The sequence below is a fragment of the Bombella saccharophila genome (assembly GCF_026385475.1).
In the GTDB taxonomy this organism is placed as follows: domain Bacteria; phylum Pseudomonadota; class Alphaproteobacteria; order Acetobacterales; family Acetobacteraceae; genus Bombella; species Bombella saccharophila.
The window spans coordinates 346,214-360,387 of the sequence record NZ_JANIDW010000003.1 but is presented as its reverse complement, the minus strand read 5'-3'; the positions used below and the strand labels follow the sequence as shown (position 1 = coordinate 360,387).

Annotated in this window: 14 protein-coding genes; 10 read left to right on the top strand and 4 right to left on the bottom strand. The window is 53.8% G+C overall.

Going from position 1 to position 14,174, the window contains the following annotated elements; translation table 11 throughout:
• Positions 1-36 precede the first annotated feature (36 nt).
• From NQF64_RS07765 to NQF64_RS07755, 3 genes are all read right to left on the bottom strand, one after another.
• Positions 37-480: a SufE family protein gene (locus NQF64_RS07765; RefSeq protein ID WP_266106990.1), complete on the bottom strand. Its 444-nt coding sequence runs from the start codon at positions 478-480 to the stop codon at positions 37-39.
• Positions 481-569: 89 nt separating this feature from the next.
• Complete coding sequence (locus tag NQF64_RS07760) at positions 570-2,069, bottom strand: ATP-binding response regulator (RefSeq protein WP_099026760.1); 1,500 nt, start codon at positions 2,067-2,069, stop codon at positions 570-572.
• A gap of 17 nt (positions 2,070-2,086) precedes the next feature.
• On the bottom strand, positions 2,087-3,979 hold the full coding sequence (locus tag NQF64_RS07755) for a hybrid sensor histidine kinase/response regulator (protein ID WP_266106989.1): 1,893 nt from the start codon (positions 3,977-3,979) through the stop codon (positions 2,087-2,089).
• Between the two features lie 127 nt (positions 3,980-4,106).
• Between NQF64_RS07755 and NQF64_RS07750 the strand changes: the two genes are divergently transcribed.
• The 10 genes from NQF64_RS07750 (at position 4,107) to nadC (ending at position 13,361) form a co-directional block, all read left to right on the top strand.
• The gene (locus tag NQF64_RS07750; RefSeq protein WP_266106988.1) at positions 4,107-4,535 is read left to right on the top strand and encodes a hypothetical protein; all 429 of its coding nucleotides are present in this window, start codon (positions 4,107-4,109) and stop codon (positions 4,533-4,535) included.
• Between the two features lie 58 nt (positions 4,536-4,593).
• A complete protein-coding gene (locus NQF64_RS07745) occupies positions 4,594-5,337 on the top strand; it encodes an ATP-binding cassette domain-containing protein (protein ID WP_266106987.1) in 744 nt (247 codons plus the stop codon).
• The gene (locus tag NQF64_RS07740; RefSeq protein WP_266106986.1) at positions 5,334-6,197 is read left to right on the top strand and encodes a hypothetical protein; all 864 of its coding nucleotides are present in this window, start codon (positions 5,334-5,336) and stop codon (positions 6,195-6,197) included. Before NQF64_RS07745 ends, NQF64_RS07740 begins: the two co-directional genes overlap by 4 nt.
• Entirely contained in the window at positions 6,194-6,841 is a 648-nt protein-coding gene (locus NQF64_RS07735) for a YdcF family protein (protein ID WP_266106985.1), read from the top strand. Before NQF64_RS07740 ends, NQF64_RS07735 begins: the two co-directional genes overlap by 4 nt.
• 76 nt (positions 6,842-6,917) lie before the next feature.
• Positions 6,918-7,673: a lysophospholipid acyltransferase family protein gene (locus NQF64_RS07730; RefSeq protein ID WP_266107020.1), complete on the top strand. Its 756-nt coding sequence runs from the start codon at positions 6,918-6,920 to the stop codon at positions 7,671-7,673.
• 170 nt (positions 7,674-7,843) lie between these two features.
• Entirely contained in the window at positions 7,844-9,064 is a 1,221-nt protein-coding gene (locus NQF64_RS07725; protein WP_266106984.1) for a hypothetical protein, read from the top strand.
• Complete coding sequence (locus NQF64_RS07720; protein ID WP_155573584.1) at positions 9,064-9,921, top strand: NUDIX hydrolase; 858 nt, start codon at positions 9,064-9,066, stop codon at positions 9,919-9,921. Before NQF64_RS07725 ends, NQF64_RS07720 begins: the two co-directional genes overlap by 1 nt.
• A gap of 95 nt (positions 9,922-10,016) precedes the next feature.
• The gene (nadA, locus tag NQF64_RS07715) at positions 10,017-11,003 is read left to right on the top strand and encodes a quinolinate synthase NadA (protein WP_099027029.1); all 987 of its coding nucleotides are present in this window, start codon (positions 10,017-10,019) and stop codon (positions 11,001-11,003) included.
• An 11-nt stretch (positions 11,004-11,014) separates the two neighbouring features.
• Positions 11,015-12,478, top strand: coding sequence for an L-aspartate oxidase (locus NQF64_RS07710; protein ID WP_266106983.1), 1,464 nt, complete (start codon positions 11,015-11,017; stop codon positions 12,476-12,478).
• 13 nt (positions 12,479-12,491) lie between these two features.
• Positions 12,492-13,361, top strand: a complete 870-nt coding sequence (nadC, locus tag NQF64_RS07705) for a carboxylating nicotinate-nucleotide diphosphorylase (RefSeq protein ID WP_155573586.1) — start codon at positions 12,492-12,494, stop codon at positions 13,359-13,361.
• Positions 13,362-13,370: 9 nt separating this feature from the next.
• Here nadC and gloB read toward each other — a convergent pair whose 3' ends face one another.
• Positions 13,371-14,081 (bottom strand): hydroxyacylglutathione hydrolase, encoded by a 711-nt coding sequence (gene gloB, locus NQF64_RS07700; RefSeq protein ID WP_155573587.1) that lies wholly within the window; start codon positions 14,079-14,081, stop codon positions 13,371-13,373.
• Between the last annotated feature and the right edge of the window lie 93 nt (positions 14,082-14,174).

The window sequence follows — 14,174 nt, the reverse complement described above, 5'->3', positions numbered from 1 at the left end:
CAAAGGGCTTTTTTTACGGGATATACCGCGTCTAACTCACACAGACGCTCTCTGCCGAATAGCCTGTGCCATGGCCTCTACCCCATTACCGCGATTGGCTGATAGAGCTTTCACCAAGCCTAAATCATGTAGAAAAGTGGGAGACGTGGCTAAAATCTCCTCCCGTGTACGGCCAGAATAAACACGCAATAATAAAGCTACTAAACCTTGTACAATCGCTGCATCAGAGGCCCCTGCAAAAAACAAAAGCCCCTCTCGTTCTTCCGCCTCTAACCAAACCTGACTTTGACACCCTGGGATACGATGCGCTTCATCTTGCCATTCTTCTGGTAGCGGGGGAATTTTGCGTCCCAACTCAATAATATATTGATAGCGCTCCATCCAATCATCAAAAAGGGCTAACTCATCCCCAATCGCTGTAATAGCGTCTGTGGCAGTATCTTCCTGCGCTTGGACGAAACAGGATGTTTGATCGGCCATGCCTCTCATTCCCTCTAATGCGTCATGAGTAAGCACATCATACCCAGCTCTCGTAAAATAGAAACCTCTTCCCCGCTGGTAGGATGTCTTTAATCCTGCAACAGAGGCAGCAAAAGACGCATGACCGTCCCTTTCCCAGGCGCACTTTCCACTTTCACATCACCATGATGAGCTAAAACGAAGCTATAAATCCCTGCCAGCCCAAGACCAGTCCCCTTTTCCGCCTGTTTTGTCGTAAAAAACGGCTCAAAAATATGGCGTTGGACCTCCTCGCTCATGCCTATTCCCTCATCACGAATCTCTAATGCCAAAGCATGATCTGCCTCGCAATCCGCTGGTGCCGCGGGCAAAGAATAAGCCACTCTATGAGCAACTAAAGTCACTATCCCCCCTGCGGGCATCGCATCCCGTGCATTGACGCATAAATTCAACAAGGCCATCTCAAGCTGCTCTGGGCATGTCACGACAGGCGGTAGAGGGTCGCTGGGGAGTTCTAACACAAAGCGAATCGCTGGGTTCGTGCCATAAAAACTCTGCCGGAACAAACTAGCCCGCTCTTTTAAAAAAGCCGCGCAATCAAACGGCCTTACCGCGCGCTCACTCTTGCCCGCACGACCAAATTGAAGCAATCGCCGCGTCAGACTCTCCCCGCGTTTTATGGTCTCATGAGCTTGCTCTAACCAAGTTTGTTGTGCTGTCTGCTCTATTTCCTCTGCTGGCTTGAGTGTTGCCAACATATCCAAGCAACTTGTTAAAATGGTGAGAAGATTATTAAAATCATGCGCCATCCCACCCGCTAAACGGCCTAGGGCCTCTAAACGCTCCCCTTGATTAAGCCGTGCCTCCATCAAAACACGACGGGTAACGTCGCGGTCCATACTCACTTGCCACGCTTCGGCCATTGTGGCTCCTTCCGGCCATTTTAAAGCGATGCGTGCAATCTCATGCCAAACTGTTTGTCCCTCCTCAGTTGTGACCTCCAACAACTCTTCAGCTTGACCTTCTTGCTGCACCGCCTCGCGCATACGCGCAATAACCGCCTGTAGTGCTGGCAGATAATGATCCACCTCCTGATCACTTCTGCACTCACGATTACTCCGAATACAGCGGCCTTCAGCATCCGAAAACACCAATCCAAAGGGCAGGCTATCCATCAAGCCTCGTAGCAATGCTTGTTCTGTTTTTAACGCGCGTTGCGCCTGCCACGTCCTATGGGCCTCATGGACCAAGCTTAATACATGGTCTGCCTCCCACGGTTTATGCACATACGCTACAATCTGCCCGTGATTGAGCGCCGCCACTACAGCATCTAAATCCGCATAGCCTGTGAGCAAAATCGCCCGAGCATCGGAAAGCTCGCGCGCACGCTGGAGAAACTGATCACCCGTCATCCCCGGCATCCGTTGGTCGGAGATGATGACGGAAATCTCCGTATGCGTCTCTAATAACACAAGAGCATCACGGGGATTCGTAACCGTCAATAACGTGCAGCTATCCTCCAACAAATCTCCTAATGCGACGAGAATCTCCTCCTCATCATCCACTAGAAGAACATGGGGCCGCTCTTCGACATCACGAAGCTTGGTCATGCTTTTCCTTCGCTTCCCTACACCTTACAGCTCTTCGGCTCTCGTACTGCCCAACCCTCTGGCGTTTCTTCCACAGGCAAGCGTATGACAAAACAGGCACCACGCCCTCCCTTGCCTCGCTGCTGACTTTCCTCCACTGTATATGTATCCATAACATCAATTGTCCCCCCATGGGCTTGCACAATGCCGTGTACAATGGATAATCCTAGCCCCGTTCCCTCTCCTTGTGCCTTTGTGGTAAAGAACGGATCAAAAATCCACGGTCGAACGCTCTCCTCGATTCCTGGACCATTATCGCTCACCATGATTTCATAAATATTATCATGCAGACTTGTTCTAATCCGAATTAAGCCCTGCCCATTTAGATAACCTTTACGATCTAGTGCATTTAACGCATCAGCCGCATTCGCAATCAGATTCATAACCGCTTGATGAAATAAGGTTTCTTGGCAATTTAGCTGTAAAGGGGCCTCAAGCTGACAATCCACTGTAATGGTTTTACCCAGCCTGTGTCTTACTAAGGCAAGCCCTGTCTCTATCGCCTCTTCAGCATCCACCCGACACCAATGCCCCTCCTCTAAACGAGAAAAACGGCGTAACCGCACCACAAGGTCACGAATACGCCCCAAACCCGTCTTCATAGCTTCTAAACGATGGAGGATCCGTTGAATGTTAGATTGCCCGTCACTTTGTTCGGTCCCTTCCAAATGCTTAAGGCACCGCTCCACCGTCTCAGCATGAGCAAGCGTAAAAGCGAGCGGGTTATTAATTTCATGAGCAATACCCGCTACCAACTCCCCTAAAGATGCCATCTTAGCAGTTTGAACAAGACGCGCTTGTGTTTGTACGAGCTCATCATTCATTTGTGCTAATTCACTATTCGCCTGAGCGAGAGCCTCCGCTAAAGACGCTTGCGCTTGGGCAGCCCGTAATGCCAAAGCTGATTGCTGACGCTCCATCTCGCGCTGGCGAAAGGCTTCATTTTCCCGCCGCCGCCGCACCATCGCGCGAATACGTAATGCTAAAACAACAGGCGGCATATCACTTGGGACGAGGTCCTCTAATCCAGCCTCTAAAAACGCCACGCACGATTCCCCACGAAAGCGTTTTGCTTGGATAATCCCTAACATGCGAAATGGGACATTCCCTTGCGTACGTAATGTTTGCCGTCGCTGCTCTAGCAGGTGACAAAAAGCGATATCCTCCTCATTATCCCGCATATCCTCTAAAACGATACAATCTGGCCCATCAGGTGCGGTTAGCCATTCCCCTTCCAAAAGCTCGCTGGAGCGCAAAACCGTTGTCACTGTATGTCCATCACGCCACAACAACTCGCCCAACTCCGGGGTCTCTGCCTCCGCAGAACCATCACATTCATGCTTAAATTCAGGAATGGAAGGATCATTCCAAAAATTCTGCAAGAATTCATCATCCGCTTTACGAACAATGACCACACGCGCCCGCTTTGCCTGCCATTGCGGGTGTAGGTGCCGCTTCTCCTCAGCAAGATGTAAAAGTGTACGCACCCGCAAGACCAATAGATCAGCATGCGCCGTACTGGAGAGGTACGCATCAGCCCCACTCTCAAAACCATCCAACTCCACACGAGGCGATGCATCATCTGTCAGCATCAAAACAGGGACATCCTCCATCGCTGGAATCTCTTTTACGCGACGAACAAACTGGCCTGCACTCATCCCACGCTGCAATGTACAACAGATAACCATATCGATCCGTTTCTCTCGCCCCACGCGCTGTACAACCTCCAGCATGGCTTCCGCCCCCTGACGACAGACAACCTCCATCCCCTTGTCACGCAACACATTATAAACGCGACTCTGCTCTGACCCTGCCGGGTCTAATAGAAGGATACGGATATTTTTCTCATCCATAGTGGGTAAGATTTGCATTGCGCCTCTCTAGAAGCTAGGTGCAGACATAGAAGATAGAATGAGGCAATTATAACGCACCTGTCCTGCCTCATCCCTTTTATGTCATGATCCACATGGTTATCCTAATGGAAGGTCCAAAACATTCATGAATACATCACCCTCACCACTACACCCCCCACGCCATGACCGCCTTGCTGCTAATGCGCGTACCCCTCAGCGGGGCCTTCCTATCCTCGGCCGTGTTGTACTGACCGTGATCTGGGCAATCTTCCATTTCGTCTTCAGTTTCCTCATTCAATTGACAGAACTTTTTGCCCCTATCCTCCTCATCATTGGTGTGGGCTGGTCGCTCATCCCGCATCTCATTGCTCTCGCCAGTGCTAATCTCGGCTCCCTAACCGAGGACCCGCAAACCCATGATATCGTCAGCCATATTTCTCACACGCTTCCCAACCAACTCGTCATTGCTGGGCATCTCTTCACACCACATAGCCTGATTATGGATGGCCTATTGCTTATGGCCCTTGCAGCGGCCTCCTCCACAGCAACAGCATGGTTAGCACGGCGTCTCTAAGGCTTTACATTGTCATGCGGGTTATACAATCGCCCTCGCTTCATGGGTGGGATGAGGTATGATTACACTCCATAACCTCTCCCTCCCCGCAAGCCCGGCCCTCATACAAGGGGGAATGCAATCCCTCTCCCTTCAGCTCCAACGGGGGGAGGCTTTATGGGTCGTTGGGCCAGCTGAATCAGGCAAGACAGCCTTGCTTGATACCTTAGCCCTGCGCCGCCCTGTTGCTGGTTCTGCAACTATTTTAAATGAGCCACTAAGCCCGCGCTTTCCTGCCCGCACGCGCCAACGCTTACGCCAGCGCATTGGCTATATTGATGCAAATCCCCTCTTTATGGACCGCCTCAGCCTTGCCGATAATGTCGCCCTCCCCCTAGAATTAGCCCATTTTCGACATGCTGAAATCCAACGCGAGACGGAGGCAATTCTGCAATGGTTCGGCATACAAGACCATGCACAGGCCCTCCCAACCACACTGAGCCACACAACCCGCCTCCGCGCTGCATGTGCGCGTGCCTTAATTACCCATCCTTCCTTGATTTTAGTCGATGAACCAGCGCTCACCCTATGCCCAGAGCTACGAGAACATCTTTTATCCACCATAAAAGACCTCGTCCAAAACGGGGCAACGGCCCTCTTTGCAATCCGCACGCGCCCGCCAGAAGTCTCCTTCCCAGAGGCTACCCTCACCTTGCCTTATAATCCCCCTGCCCCCACAGAAGGCGAAAAAGAGGAAATACCTCCCTCTCTCTTTGCCCCGCTTACCCCCATGGCTCCTACCTATGAAGGACGCTTTTCATGACACGTCTTGCCCGTGCCCTCTCATGGCCAAGCAGTTGGTCGCTCCTGATTGGTGTATGCCTTCTTACATGGCTTTTGGGCCTAAGCCTTGCTCTACCTTACGGAACAAGCCGCGCAACGCACCAATGGGAAGAGCAAGCTACATCTTATGTCGTCATCGCCTTACCGCAACAAAATGACAAAATTGATGCGCTACAACATGCCGTGTCTGCCACATTCCCCGGCACAGAGGTAACACGTCTTTCAGACCAAGAGGTTGCACAAACACTTGCTCATTGGTCCACACCATGGCCCGGCCCGCTCCCTACCCTCATCACCCTCCATTATCGGGGGGACATCGCCACGCTCACCACACTAGCGCAGCGTTATGAGCCTGATGCGATGGTCATCCCACCACCACATCAACTTGAAAAGCTCGCGCCATTTTTAGCAAATATCCGCCAAGCAGCTTGCCATATTGCGCTCGCTATGGGCGGCGCTATTGCCCTTACAATCGCCCCAGCCTTATTATACCTCATGGCACGCACGACCGCTCTCGCTAATACTCAACAACGCCTCTTGCTGCTCTCATTAGGCGGTAATCCTACCACGCTGCATCATATATTTGCGCGGCGTCTTGCCCTCATCTCCGGTCTTGGGAGCCTCATAGGCATAGCCCTGCTCCTGCCGACCTTCATAGCCCTCACTAGGGCATTACGCCCTCTCCTGCGTCTGCCCCCCCTTACAGACCCACTCCATTTTACAACCCTGCTTCCCCCTATATTATGGGGAAGTCTAGCCCTTTTGCCGGTCCTTATAATGTGCCTTAGCGGGGGCCTCGTTTACCTGCTTTGCCGCATGCAGGACCGCACAACATCATGAAGCAAGCCCTCGCCATAATAGGGCGCGGCTGTTTTGCCGTGGCCACTATCGTAAGCTGGGTGTTGATTGGCGGGTTTGTCTATTTTTGTGCCGATGCACTCCGCCCCCCGCCGGACCTCCAAAACATCCCTGCGGATTGTGACGGGATTGTCGCCCTTACGGGAGGAAAGAACCGTATTGAAGCCGGGATTGCGCTGCTTAAACAACAACCACAACGCTTACTGCTTATCTCAGGCGTCTCACCGCATACGGAGCTAGGCCATATCCTCTCTGCCACAGGGACAGGGCCACTCCCACCTGCTTTAGCCCAGCATATCAGCCTAGGCCACCAAGCGGTAACCACCATTGGCAATGCGTGGGAGACAGCGCAATGGGCTGCACAAAAGCATCTCCATCATCTCATCATCGTCACAGCGGGCTATCATATGCGCCGCTCTTTGTTGGAGTTCCACGATATTGCCCCACAATTACGCTTAACCCCTTACTGGGTGCAGCCCCCCGCAATGAGTCCGCCATTGCATTTCCATACGGTTCTCCTCATGATGAACCAATATGGCAAATTAATTGGGGCGTTGCTCCGCGTTATAATTTTACGCCAAACAGACTACGCCCAAGAAGGATTCCGCCCGCCCCCACCTTCATAATCTGCTCCTTACGTGATGAGGGATGCATATTTCCCTTGCTCTAAAGGGAGATTCTACGTCATGAACAGGACTCATGATGAGTTTCTTACGCGGCTTTTTGTTTAATCTCTATTTGTTGGTCCTCACCCTCCTTATGGGGGTTGTGGCCTTCCCTATCCGCCTGCTCAACCGGCGCGATGCGGCCCTTGCTTATGCAAAACTATGGTCGCGTGCCGTCCTATGGGGGTTAGAGCGGCTTTGCTCCATCCGCATTGTCATTACAGGGCAAGAGAATCTGCCTGATGGCCCGGCTTTGATTGCCTCCCAGCATCAATCCTTCTTTGATGGATTTGTGTGGATGAATCTCGTCCCCTTACCTGCTTATGTCATCAAAAAAGAGCTCACCTCCATCCCCCTTGTTGGCCCTATGCTTGTGTTGAGCGGGATGATCCCCGTTAATCGCGCAGGTGGCTCCAAAGCTCTGCGTGGGATGATGGAGACTGTTGCCAAAGCCCAAACAGCAGGGCGGCAGATTATCATCTTCCCCCAAGGTACACGCACCCAACCCGGCCAGACAGCCCCCCTCCAAAATGGTGTGGTCGCTCTTGCCCGCCAAGCAACAGCTCCTATCATCCCTGTTGTTACGAATTCGGGCCTATTTTGGCCTCGCTCCCCATGGCGGAAATATCCCGGCACGTTGGAGGTCATCATTGGCCCGCCTCTTTCCCCCACAATGGCAGGGCGCGCTTTAATACCAGCTATAACAGACGCATGGACGCACCTTTCCCAAGAGCATAACCTTCCCCTAAGCCCTGTGGAAAACTCTGTGGATGTAAAAAACGCCCCTCTGTAATCATCTCCTTTAATAAAGTAATGCTCCTTTAAAAACGAGCCTCTGATACCCACCATAACACCATGAAATATAACGTTTTTTGCAGGATTTATGGTTCTTTCCCTCTTTTCCCACAGCCATCCACAACAGGTGCATTACTGTATAGATGCTAGAAAACAGGCTGGGGACAAATGAGTATCTCCCCTTCTTTGTATTCTTATTTTAAAGTAATAGGCCGTAAATGGCCGCCTTATCGTGTTATCCGTTTTTTATGCGGCGCCATTGTCTTAGGTCTTGCAGCGTCTTGGGGGTTATATCATCACACACAGGCTGTCCTGACTCGTCAGCTTGACCAACTTGCCGTGCAATCCCTACCCTCTGACGGGCCAGACCCTACGCTAAACATACGCCTCTCCCGTGCTAAGGGCTGGCCTTTTGGCGCGTGGCGGGAGCTCTCTGGCGTTTCCTTCCATACTCATCTTAATGGGGCGGATGTTGTAGGGGCGACCCCGACCCTCATCCTCGGAGGCAATTGGCTAGACTGGGCGCGGACCATCACCACGCAAACCAAACTCCCCCTCCGTATGCCACAAAGCACCATTCTACGCCTCGTACGTAATGGAAATAGCCTGACGTTACGGCTTAACAAAACACGCTTGCTCATCAGTAAAAGCATGATGCCATGCCCTGCTTTAACGGCGCGCTGCCACAACCACACAATGCCCCTCTACCGCGCTTATTTTCATATAGCGCAATTAGAGATCGCCGCCTCGCATCTTCCTTATACCGTAACCCTATCGCGCCCTACAGGCAGTATTCGCTTCGCCCCGCAATCCCTCGTAAGGCCAGACCCTGCTTTACAAGATAGAGCCCTGCTCTCCGCCTCTATCACAGCAGAGCATTTATCCTACCCCGATACTATGCTCAAAGAGTTCGACATCACGCATTTACGCACTCAATTTGCCCTTTTACCCAACCTATATTCTGCTGCGTCACACGCATCCTCCCCAACAGCCCAGCCCAATTTGCTCCTCCGCTTACGCTTGCATGAACTCAGCGCGACATTCCGCCCCCTCGCTGCTAGTGAACAAAACACCCCACCCCCGCATCTCTCCCTTGGGGGGACACTCTATGTTCCTTCATTCTCTGGGGTCATATCTGTCAGCCTGACCAATTGGCAAAGTCCGCTGCATTTATTGATGCAAAGCCAATGGTTCCAACAAAATGTGCCGATGAGCTTACGCTCTTTATGTAACAATCTCATGATCAGCCCGCGGATGGAAACCTTAGCCACCCGCCCGCTCACTGTGAGTATCCCGCTCGACCATGGCGTACCCCCTGGTTTATCATCCTCCTCTACGAGGCTACATTCCCTCGCAGAGCATTTACGCAAATTAGACCCGACCCCTTGATGACATACCAAACCCTCTGCCCGACTGATCTCATCACCGTTTTAATGACCCTCGGCCATGAAGCCCCTCATGTCGCATTATTACGGCATGACCAAAACACCCCCACTTTTGAAGAAAGCCATCACTCCCTCCAACAAAGCCTATGCCATTGGGCAGAAACCCTAACACACTGCCCGATTGGCTATATGGAGCAGCTTTATACCTTCAGCTCCTTTCCCATGCAGGGGGCGATACCGCATATTCACATTACTTATCTCGCCCTCAGCCCCAGCCATCCCCACGCCTGCCACGGCTCCCTCTATCAACATTTCCCGTGGGAGGACCGCCGGAGTGAAACGGGCAATGCTCAACTTGCGCAATTCATCACCGCTATTGAGCAATGGGCCACACACCACCCAGACCGCCAAAGCCGCATCGCCCCCGCCTTTGGTCTATATGACCTGCCCTGGGATGATACACGCGTCCTAGAACGCTACGAACTGCTGTGGGAATCCGGCCTTGTGCCACGCACACTCCCTACAGCACACACCACACCGCATGGGGATGATCGCCGCCTCCTCGCTACGGCTCTTTCCCGCTTGCGCGCCCGCATCCGCTATAGCCCTGCAGTGTTTGAGCTCCTCCCTAAGGCCTTCACACTCTTACAACTCCAACAAGCGATAGAAACACTCTCTGGCCGGTTTATGCATAAGCCAAACTTCCGCCGCCTTGTGCTGCATCAAAACCTCGTGGAAGAAACCGGAGCTTATGAGCGTTTTACTGCCGGACGGCCCGCCAAGCTCTACCAGTTTCGCCCTGCGGCAATGGCCTCTTGTTACCTGGGGTCGGCCTTCCTCCCCATAGAGGCAGCGCATTAATCACACCATAAAATCCTATAAAACACTTGCAAGGAAGCTATTGCGCCCCCTATTATGCTCATAGTGAGTATAAATCATATAAGGACCTCTCCATGATGCAGGCCGTTGCTACGTCTCCCTCTCGTGCGGCGTTATACAGCCCTGTGGCCTCTCTTATGGCGCGGCAGGACTGGGAACGGCTCTTTGCCGAGGATATTGAGGCGATCTTAGAGCTCAAACGCAAACATAATGCGGTCATTCTCGCTCATAATTATCAAACGCCGGAAATCTTTCACTGCGTGTCCGATATTCGTGGGGATAGCTTAGCCCTTGCTCGTGAAGCCCAAAATCTGGAGCAAGATGTCATCATCATGGCTGGTGTTCACTTCATGGCTGAGACGGTCAAGCTGTTGAACCCTACAAAAACCGTCCTCATCCCCGATGCTTTGGCGGGGTGCTCCTTAGCTGAAGGCATCACGGCAGAAAATGTCCGCACCTTGCGGGAGCGTCACCCCGGTGTGCCCGTTGTAACCTATGTAAATAGCTCCGCCGCAGTAAAGGCTGAGACGGATGTTTGCTGTACCTCTGGCAATGCGCGGCGTGTTGTGGAGAGCCTCGGCGTGCCAGAAGTCATCATGATTCCCGATGAGTTCCTCGCACGGAACATCGAGCGGGAGACGGGCATTAAGATGCATACATGGTCCGCCCGTTGTGAGGTGCATGAGCGTTTCACCCCGCAGGAAATCCGCCAATATCGGCGTATGCATGGCCCGCTCCATATCATCGCCCATCCAGAATGTTCCCCCGATGTTGTGGCTGAGGCCGATCATGCAGGCTCCACTGCCAGCATGATGGACTATATCGCCCAACATAAGCCCGAAAAGGTCATGCTCATCACCGAATGTTCGATGAGCGATAATCTCGCTGCGATGCACCCACAAACCAACTTCATCCGCCCCTGTAATCTCTGCCCGCATATGAAGCGCATCACGCTCAAAAATATTCGTCAGGCCCTAGAGACCATGAGCACAGAAGTCACCATCCCAGCCGACCTCCAAGCCCCGGCGCGCCGTTCAGTCGAGCGCATGTTGGCCATTAAGTGAGGGCACGTCCCATGCAGGGAGATAGCCTCTCCCGCTATGCTGACTGGCCCATCATCATCGGGGCCGGTCTGGCGGGGCTTATGGCCGCGTTGGAGCTTGAGGAGCCATGCCTCATCCTCGCCCCCAGCTTCACAGGGGAAGGCACAGCCAGCACCCTTGCCCAAGGAGGCATGGCCGCCGCTATTGGCCCAGAGGATAGCCCCGCCCTCCATGCCGCAGATACACTCAAAGCCGGGGCGGGCTTATGTGACCCCGCCATGGTCCAGCGCATCACCGAGGCCGGGCCGCACGCTGTTGAAACGCTGCTCCGCCTTGATGTCCCCCTCGCACGTGATGAGGCAGGTCAACTCGCCCTGCATTTAGAGGCCGCCCATAGCCGTAAGCGAATTGTCTTTGCTGGGGGCGACCGTAGCGGGCACGTGATGTTGCATCACACACTCCAAGCCGCCCGCAAAAAAGAGACCATCCATTGGCTTGAAGGCACGCTAGAAGGGTTTTACGCACCTGATGGCAGCCTCCAAGGGGTATGGAGTTCCGCCGGGTTTATCCCAACAGGCCGGTGTATTTTAGCCAGCGGTGGTTGCGGTGGGTTGTATCAACATACCACCAGCCCATTAGCAAATCGTGGCATTACACTCGCTCTTGCCGCTCAGGCAGGGGCCACATTACGGGATATGGAGTTTACGCAATTCCACCCCACCGCTCTTATCGCAGCAGAACCCACGCACCGCCTCGCCCTCATTAGCGAAGCCGCACGCGGGGCGGGAGCCGTACTGCGTTTGGAGGATGGTTCCCGCTTTACAGAAGAACTCGCCCCGCGCGATGTTGTTAGCCGTGCTATCGCTGCACAGCTCCAGCAAGGCCACCGCGTGTTTTTGGATGGCCGCACCCTACCGGGCGGGGCCTTTAGTGCGCACTTCCCCGCTATTACGCAGGCATGTCACGCCGCAGGATACGACCCTGATAACCAAATGCTGCCTGTTCAACCAGCCATGCATTATCACATGGGCGGGCTAAAGGTGGATCATAAAGGCCGGACCACGCTTCCCGGCCTCTGGGCCTGTGGGGAAGTGGCCTGCACGGGGCTACATGGGGCCAATAGGCTCGCCAGCAATTCATTGCTCGAGGCTCTCTTATGCGGGCAATGGGCAGGGCAGGATGTCAATGCGTGTGTAGCGGATGCGTCCCCTACCATCATGGCCGCACCACCCTGCCCTACCGCCTCAACGGATTGGCCTTTGCGGGTGGAGATGCAGCACCATCTTGGTATCCTCCGCACCCGTACGGGGATAGAGCAGCTCTTAGAGCGGACCCTCCCTCTTGCACGGCATAATCTATGTGCCCTTACAGCCTCTTTCATCGCGTGGGGGGCTTTGCACCGCCTAGAGCAACGCGGCGCGCATTGGCGTGATGATGCCCCCGGCCTCCAACCTGCCCGCCATTATGACTGGCACTTACACGACCTCCCCTTATAAAACGGATTTCCTCATGGCTCTTGAAACTCTCTTTCTGCCCGACCTCCTTTGGGAACCTGTCATCACCACCGCCCTACGGGAGGATTTCGGCACGGGAGGCGATGTAACGACCCAATCACTCCTTGCCGGACAACCATCCTTACGGGCCAGCTTTGTTGCTCGGCAAGCAGGACGATTAGCCGGTCTCCCCGGTGCCCGCTTGGCCTTCTCCTTGCTAGATAAGGACACACGCTTCACCCCGCTCAAGCAAGACGGTGACCACATTGCAAAAGGCGATGTCCTTGCCGAGGTAGAAGGCCCTGCTAGTGCCGTGCTAGGGGGTGAGCGCGTCGCCCTTAACCTCCTCTCTCACCTTAGTGGCATTGCAACCATGACAGGGCAGATTGTCGAAGCCGTTGAGGGTACAGGCGTGCGGGTATGCTGCACACGCAAAACACTCCCCGGCTTACGCGCTTTGCAAAAATATGCCGTCCGCGCTGGTGGGGGGAGCAATCACCGCCATAGGCTTGATGATGCGATTATGCTCAAAGATAATCACCTTGCCCTTTTTGGCAGCACCATTCCCGCAGCCCTAAAAGCAGCACGCCAACGGGCTGGGCATCTCATGAAGATTGAATTAGAGGTCGACTCCCTCGCTCAACTGGCCGAGGCCCTTGCATGCCCTTATGGGCCGGATGCGTATTTGCTGGATAATATGACACCGGACATGCTGCGCGAGGCTGTGCGTATGGTCCAAGGCCGCGCTATTACCGAGGCTTCCGGCGGGATTACACCAGCTACAGCCCGTAGCATGGCAGAAAGCGGGGTGGATTGTCTCTCCCTCGGCTGGTTGACCCATAGCGTCACCGCCCTTGATATTGGGCTCGACATCACCACCGCCTAACCCCTTTTGTTAGAATTGGTCCTTCTGCTGTCGTAACTGCGCTAAGGCCTCTACCGATGGAGCGGTAAGGAAAGGGTTTGTCTGCCGCTCTACCCCTAACGTTACTGGGACAGATGGCCGCCCAGCCTCGCGCAGACGGGCAACCTCCGCCACACGCGCCTGAAAGGCAGGGCTATCCTGCCCAAGAGAGGCGATGAACTTTAAATTACCCTGCGTATATTCATGACCGGGGCATAACATGGTCTCATCAGGGAGGGCATCAAACTGCCGAAAGCTTTTAAAAAGCTGCTCGGCTGTGCCCTCAAAGAGGCGACCACTCCCCCCGCTAAAGAGCGTATCCCCACTAAAAAGGGCAGGATGCTCCCCTTCTAGCTCATAACAAAGATGATCCAGCGTATGCCCCGGCGTTGCAAAAACATGGAAGCTCAGCCCCGCTAATGAGAGCTTCTCCCCACCCTTTAAGGGATGATCAATCTCGGCAATATCAGCAGGGCCATAAATGGGCGCATGATAACGCTCCCGCAATACCGCCACCCCACCGATATGATCATTATGATGATGCGTTAGTAAAATGGCAGCGGGAGGCTGCTCTCCCAACAAGGTCATCACAGGGGCCGCCTCGCCAGGGTCAATCACCACCCAAGGCATGGTCGCACTCTGACGCACACACCACACATAATTATCTTTAAACGCGCAAAGCGGCTTAATCTCTACCGTCATAAGGCCCTTACCTCTCCAAAACCATCAGCCCTTAAAATGGATGTCGCCTCCCTAGGTGACAACACCCGCTCCACCATTGTTTTATGCAGCGTA

Excerpts from the sequence above, each read along its gene's own strand:
- NQF64_RS07765 (WP_266106990.1), bottom strand. The coding sequence starts at position 480 with ATGGCCGATCAAACATCCTGTTTCGTCCAAGCGCAGGAAGATACTGCC.
- NQF64_RS07760 (WP_099026760.1), bottom strand. The coding sequence starts at position 2,069 with ATGACCAAGCTTCGTGATGTCGAAGAGCGGCCCCATGTTCTTCTAGTG.
- NQF64_RS07755 (WP_266106989.1), bottom strand. The coding sequence starts at position 3,979 with ATGCAAATCTTACCCACTATGGATGAGAAAAATATCCGTATCCTTCTA.
- NQF64_RS07750 (WP_266106988.1), top strand. The coding sequence starts at position 4,107 with ATGAATACATCACCCTCACCACTACACCCCCCACGCCATGACCGCCTT.
- NQF64_RS07745 (WP_266106987.1), top strand. The coding sequence starts at position 4,594 with ATGATTACACTCCATAACCTCTCCCTCCCCGCAAGCCCGGCCCTCATA.
- NQF64_RS07740 (WP_266106986.1), top strand. The coding sequence starts at position 5,334 with ATGACACGTCTTGCCCGTGCCCTCTCATGGCCAAGCAGTTGGTCGCTC.
- NQF64_RS07735 (WP_266106985.1), top strand. The coding sequence starts at position 6,194 with ATGAAGCAAGCCCTCGCCATAATAGGGCGCGGCTGTTTTGCCGTGGCC.
- NQF64_RS07730 (WP_266107020.1), top strand. The coding sequence starts at position 6,918 with ATGAGTTTCTTACGCGGCTTTTTGTTTAATCTCTATTTGTTGGTCCTC.
- NQF64_RS07725 (WP_266106984.1), top strand. The coding sequence starts at position 7,844 with ATGAGTATCTCCCCTTCTTTGTATTCTTATTTTAAAGTAATAGGCCGT.
- NQF64_RS07720 (WP_155573584.1), top strand. The coding sequence starts at position 9,064 with ATGACATACCAAACCCTCTGCCCGACTGATCTCATCACCGTTTTAATG.
- nadA (WP_099027029.1), top strand. The coding sequence starts at position 10,017 with ATGCAGGCCGTTGCTACGTCTCCCTCTCGTGCGGCGTTATACAGCCCT.
- NQF64_RS07710 (WP_266106983.1), top strand. The coding sequence starts at position 11,015 with ATGCAGGGAGATAGCCTCTCCCGCTATGCTGACTGGCCCATCATCATC.
- nadC (WP_155573586.1), top strand. The coding sequence starts at position 12,492 with ATGGCTCTTGAAACTCTCTTTCTGCCCGACCTCCTTTGGGAACCTGTC.
- gloB (WP_155573587.1), bottom strand. The coding sequence starts at position 14,081 with ATGACGGTAGAGATTAAGCCGCTTTGCGCGTTTAAAGATAATTATGTG.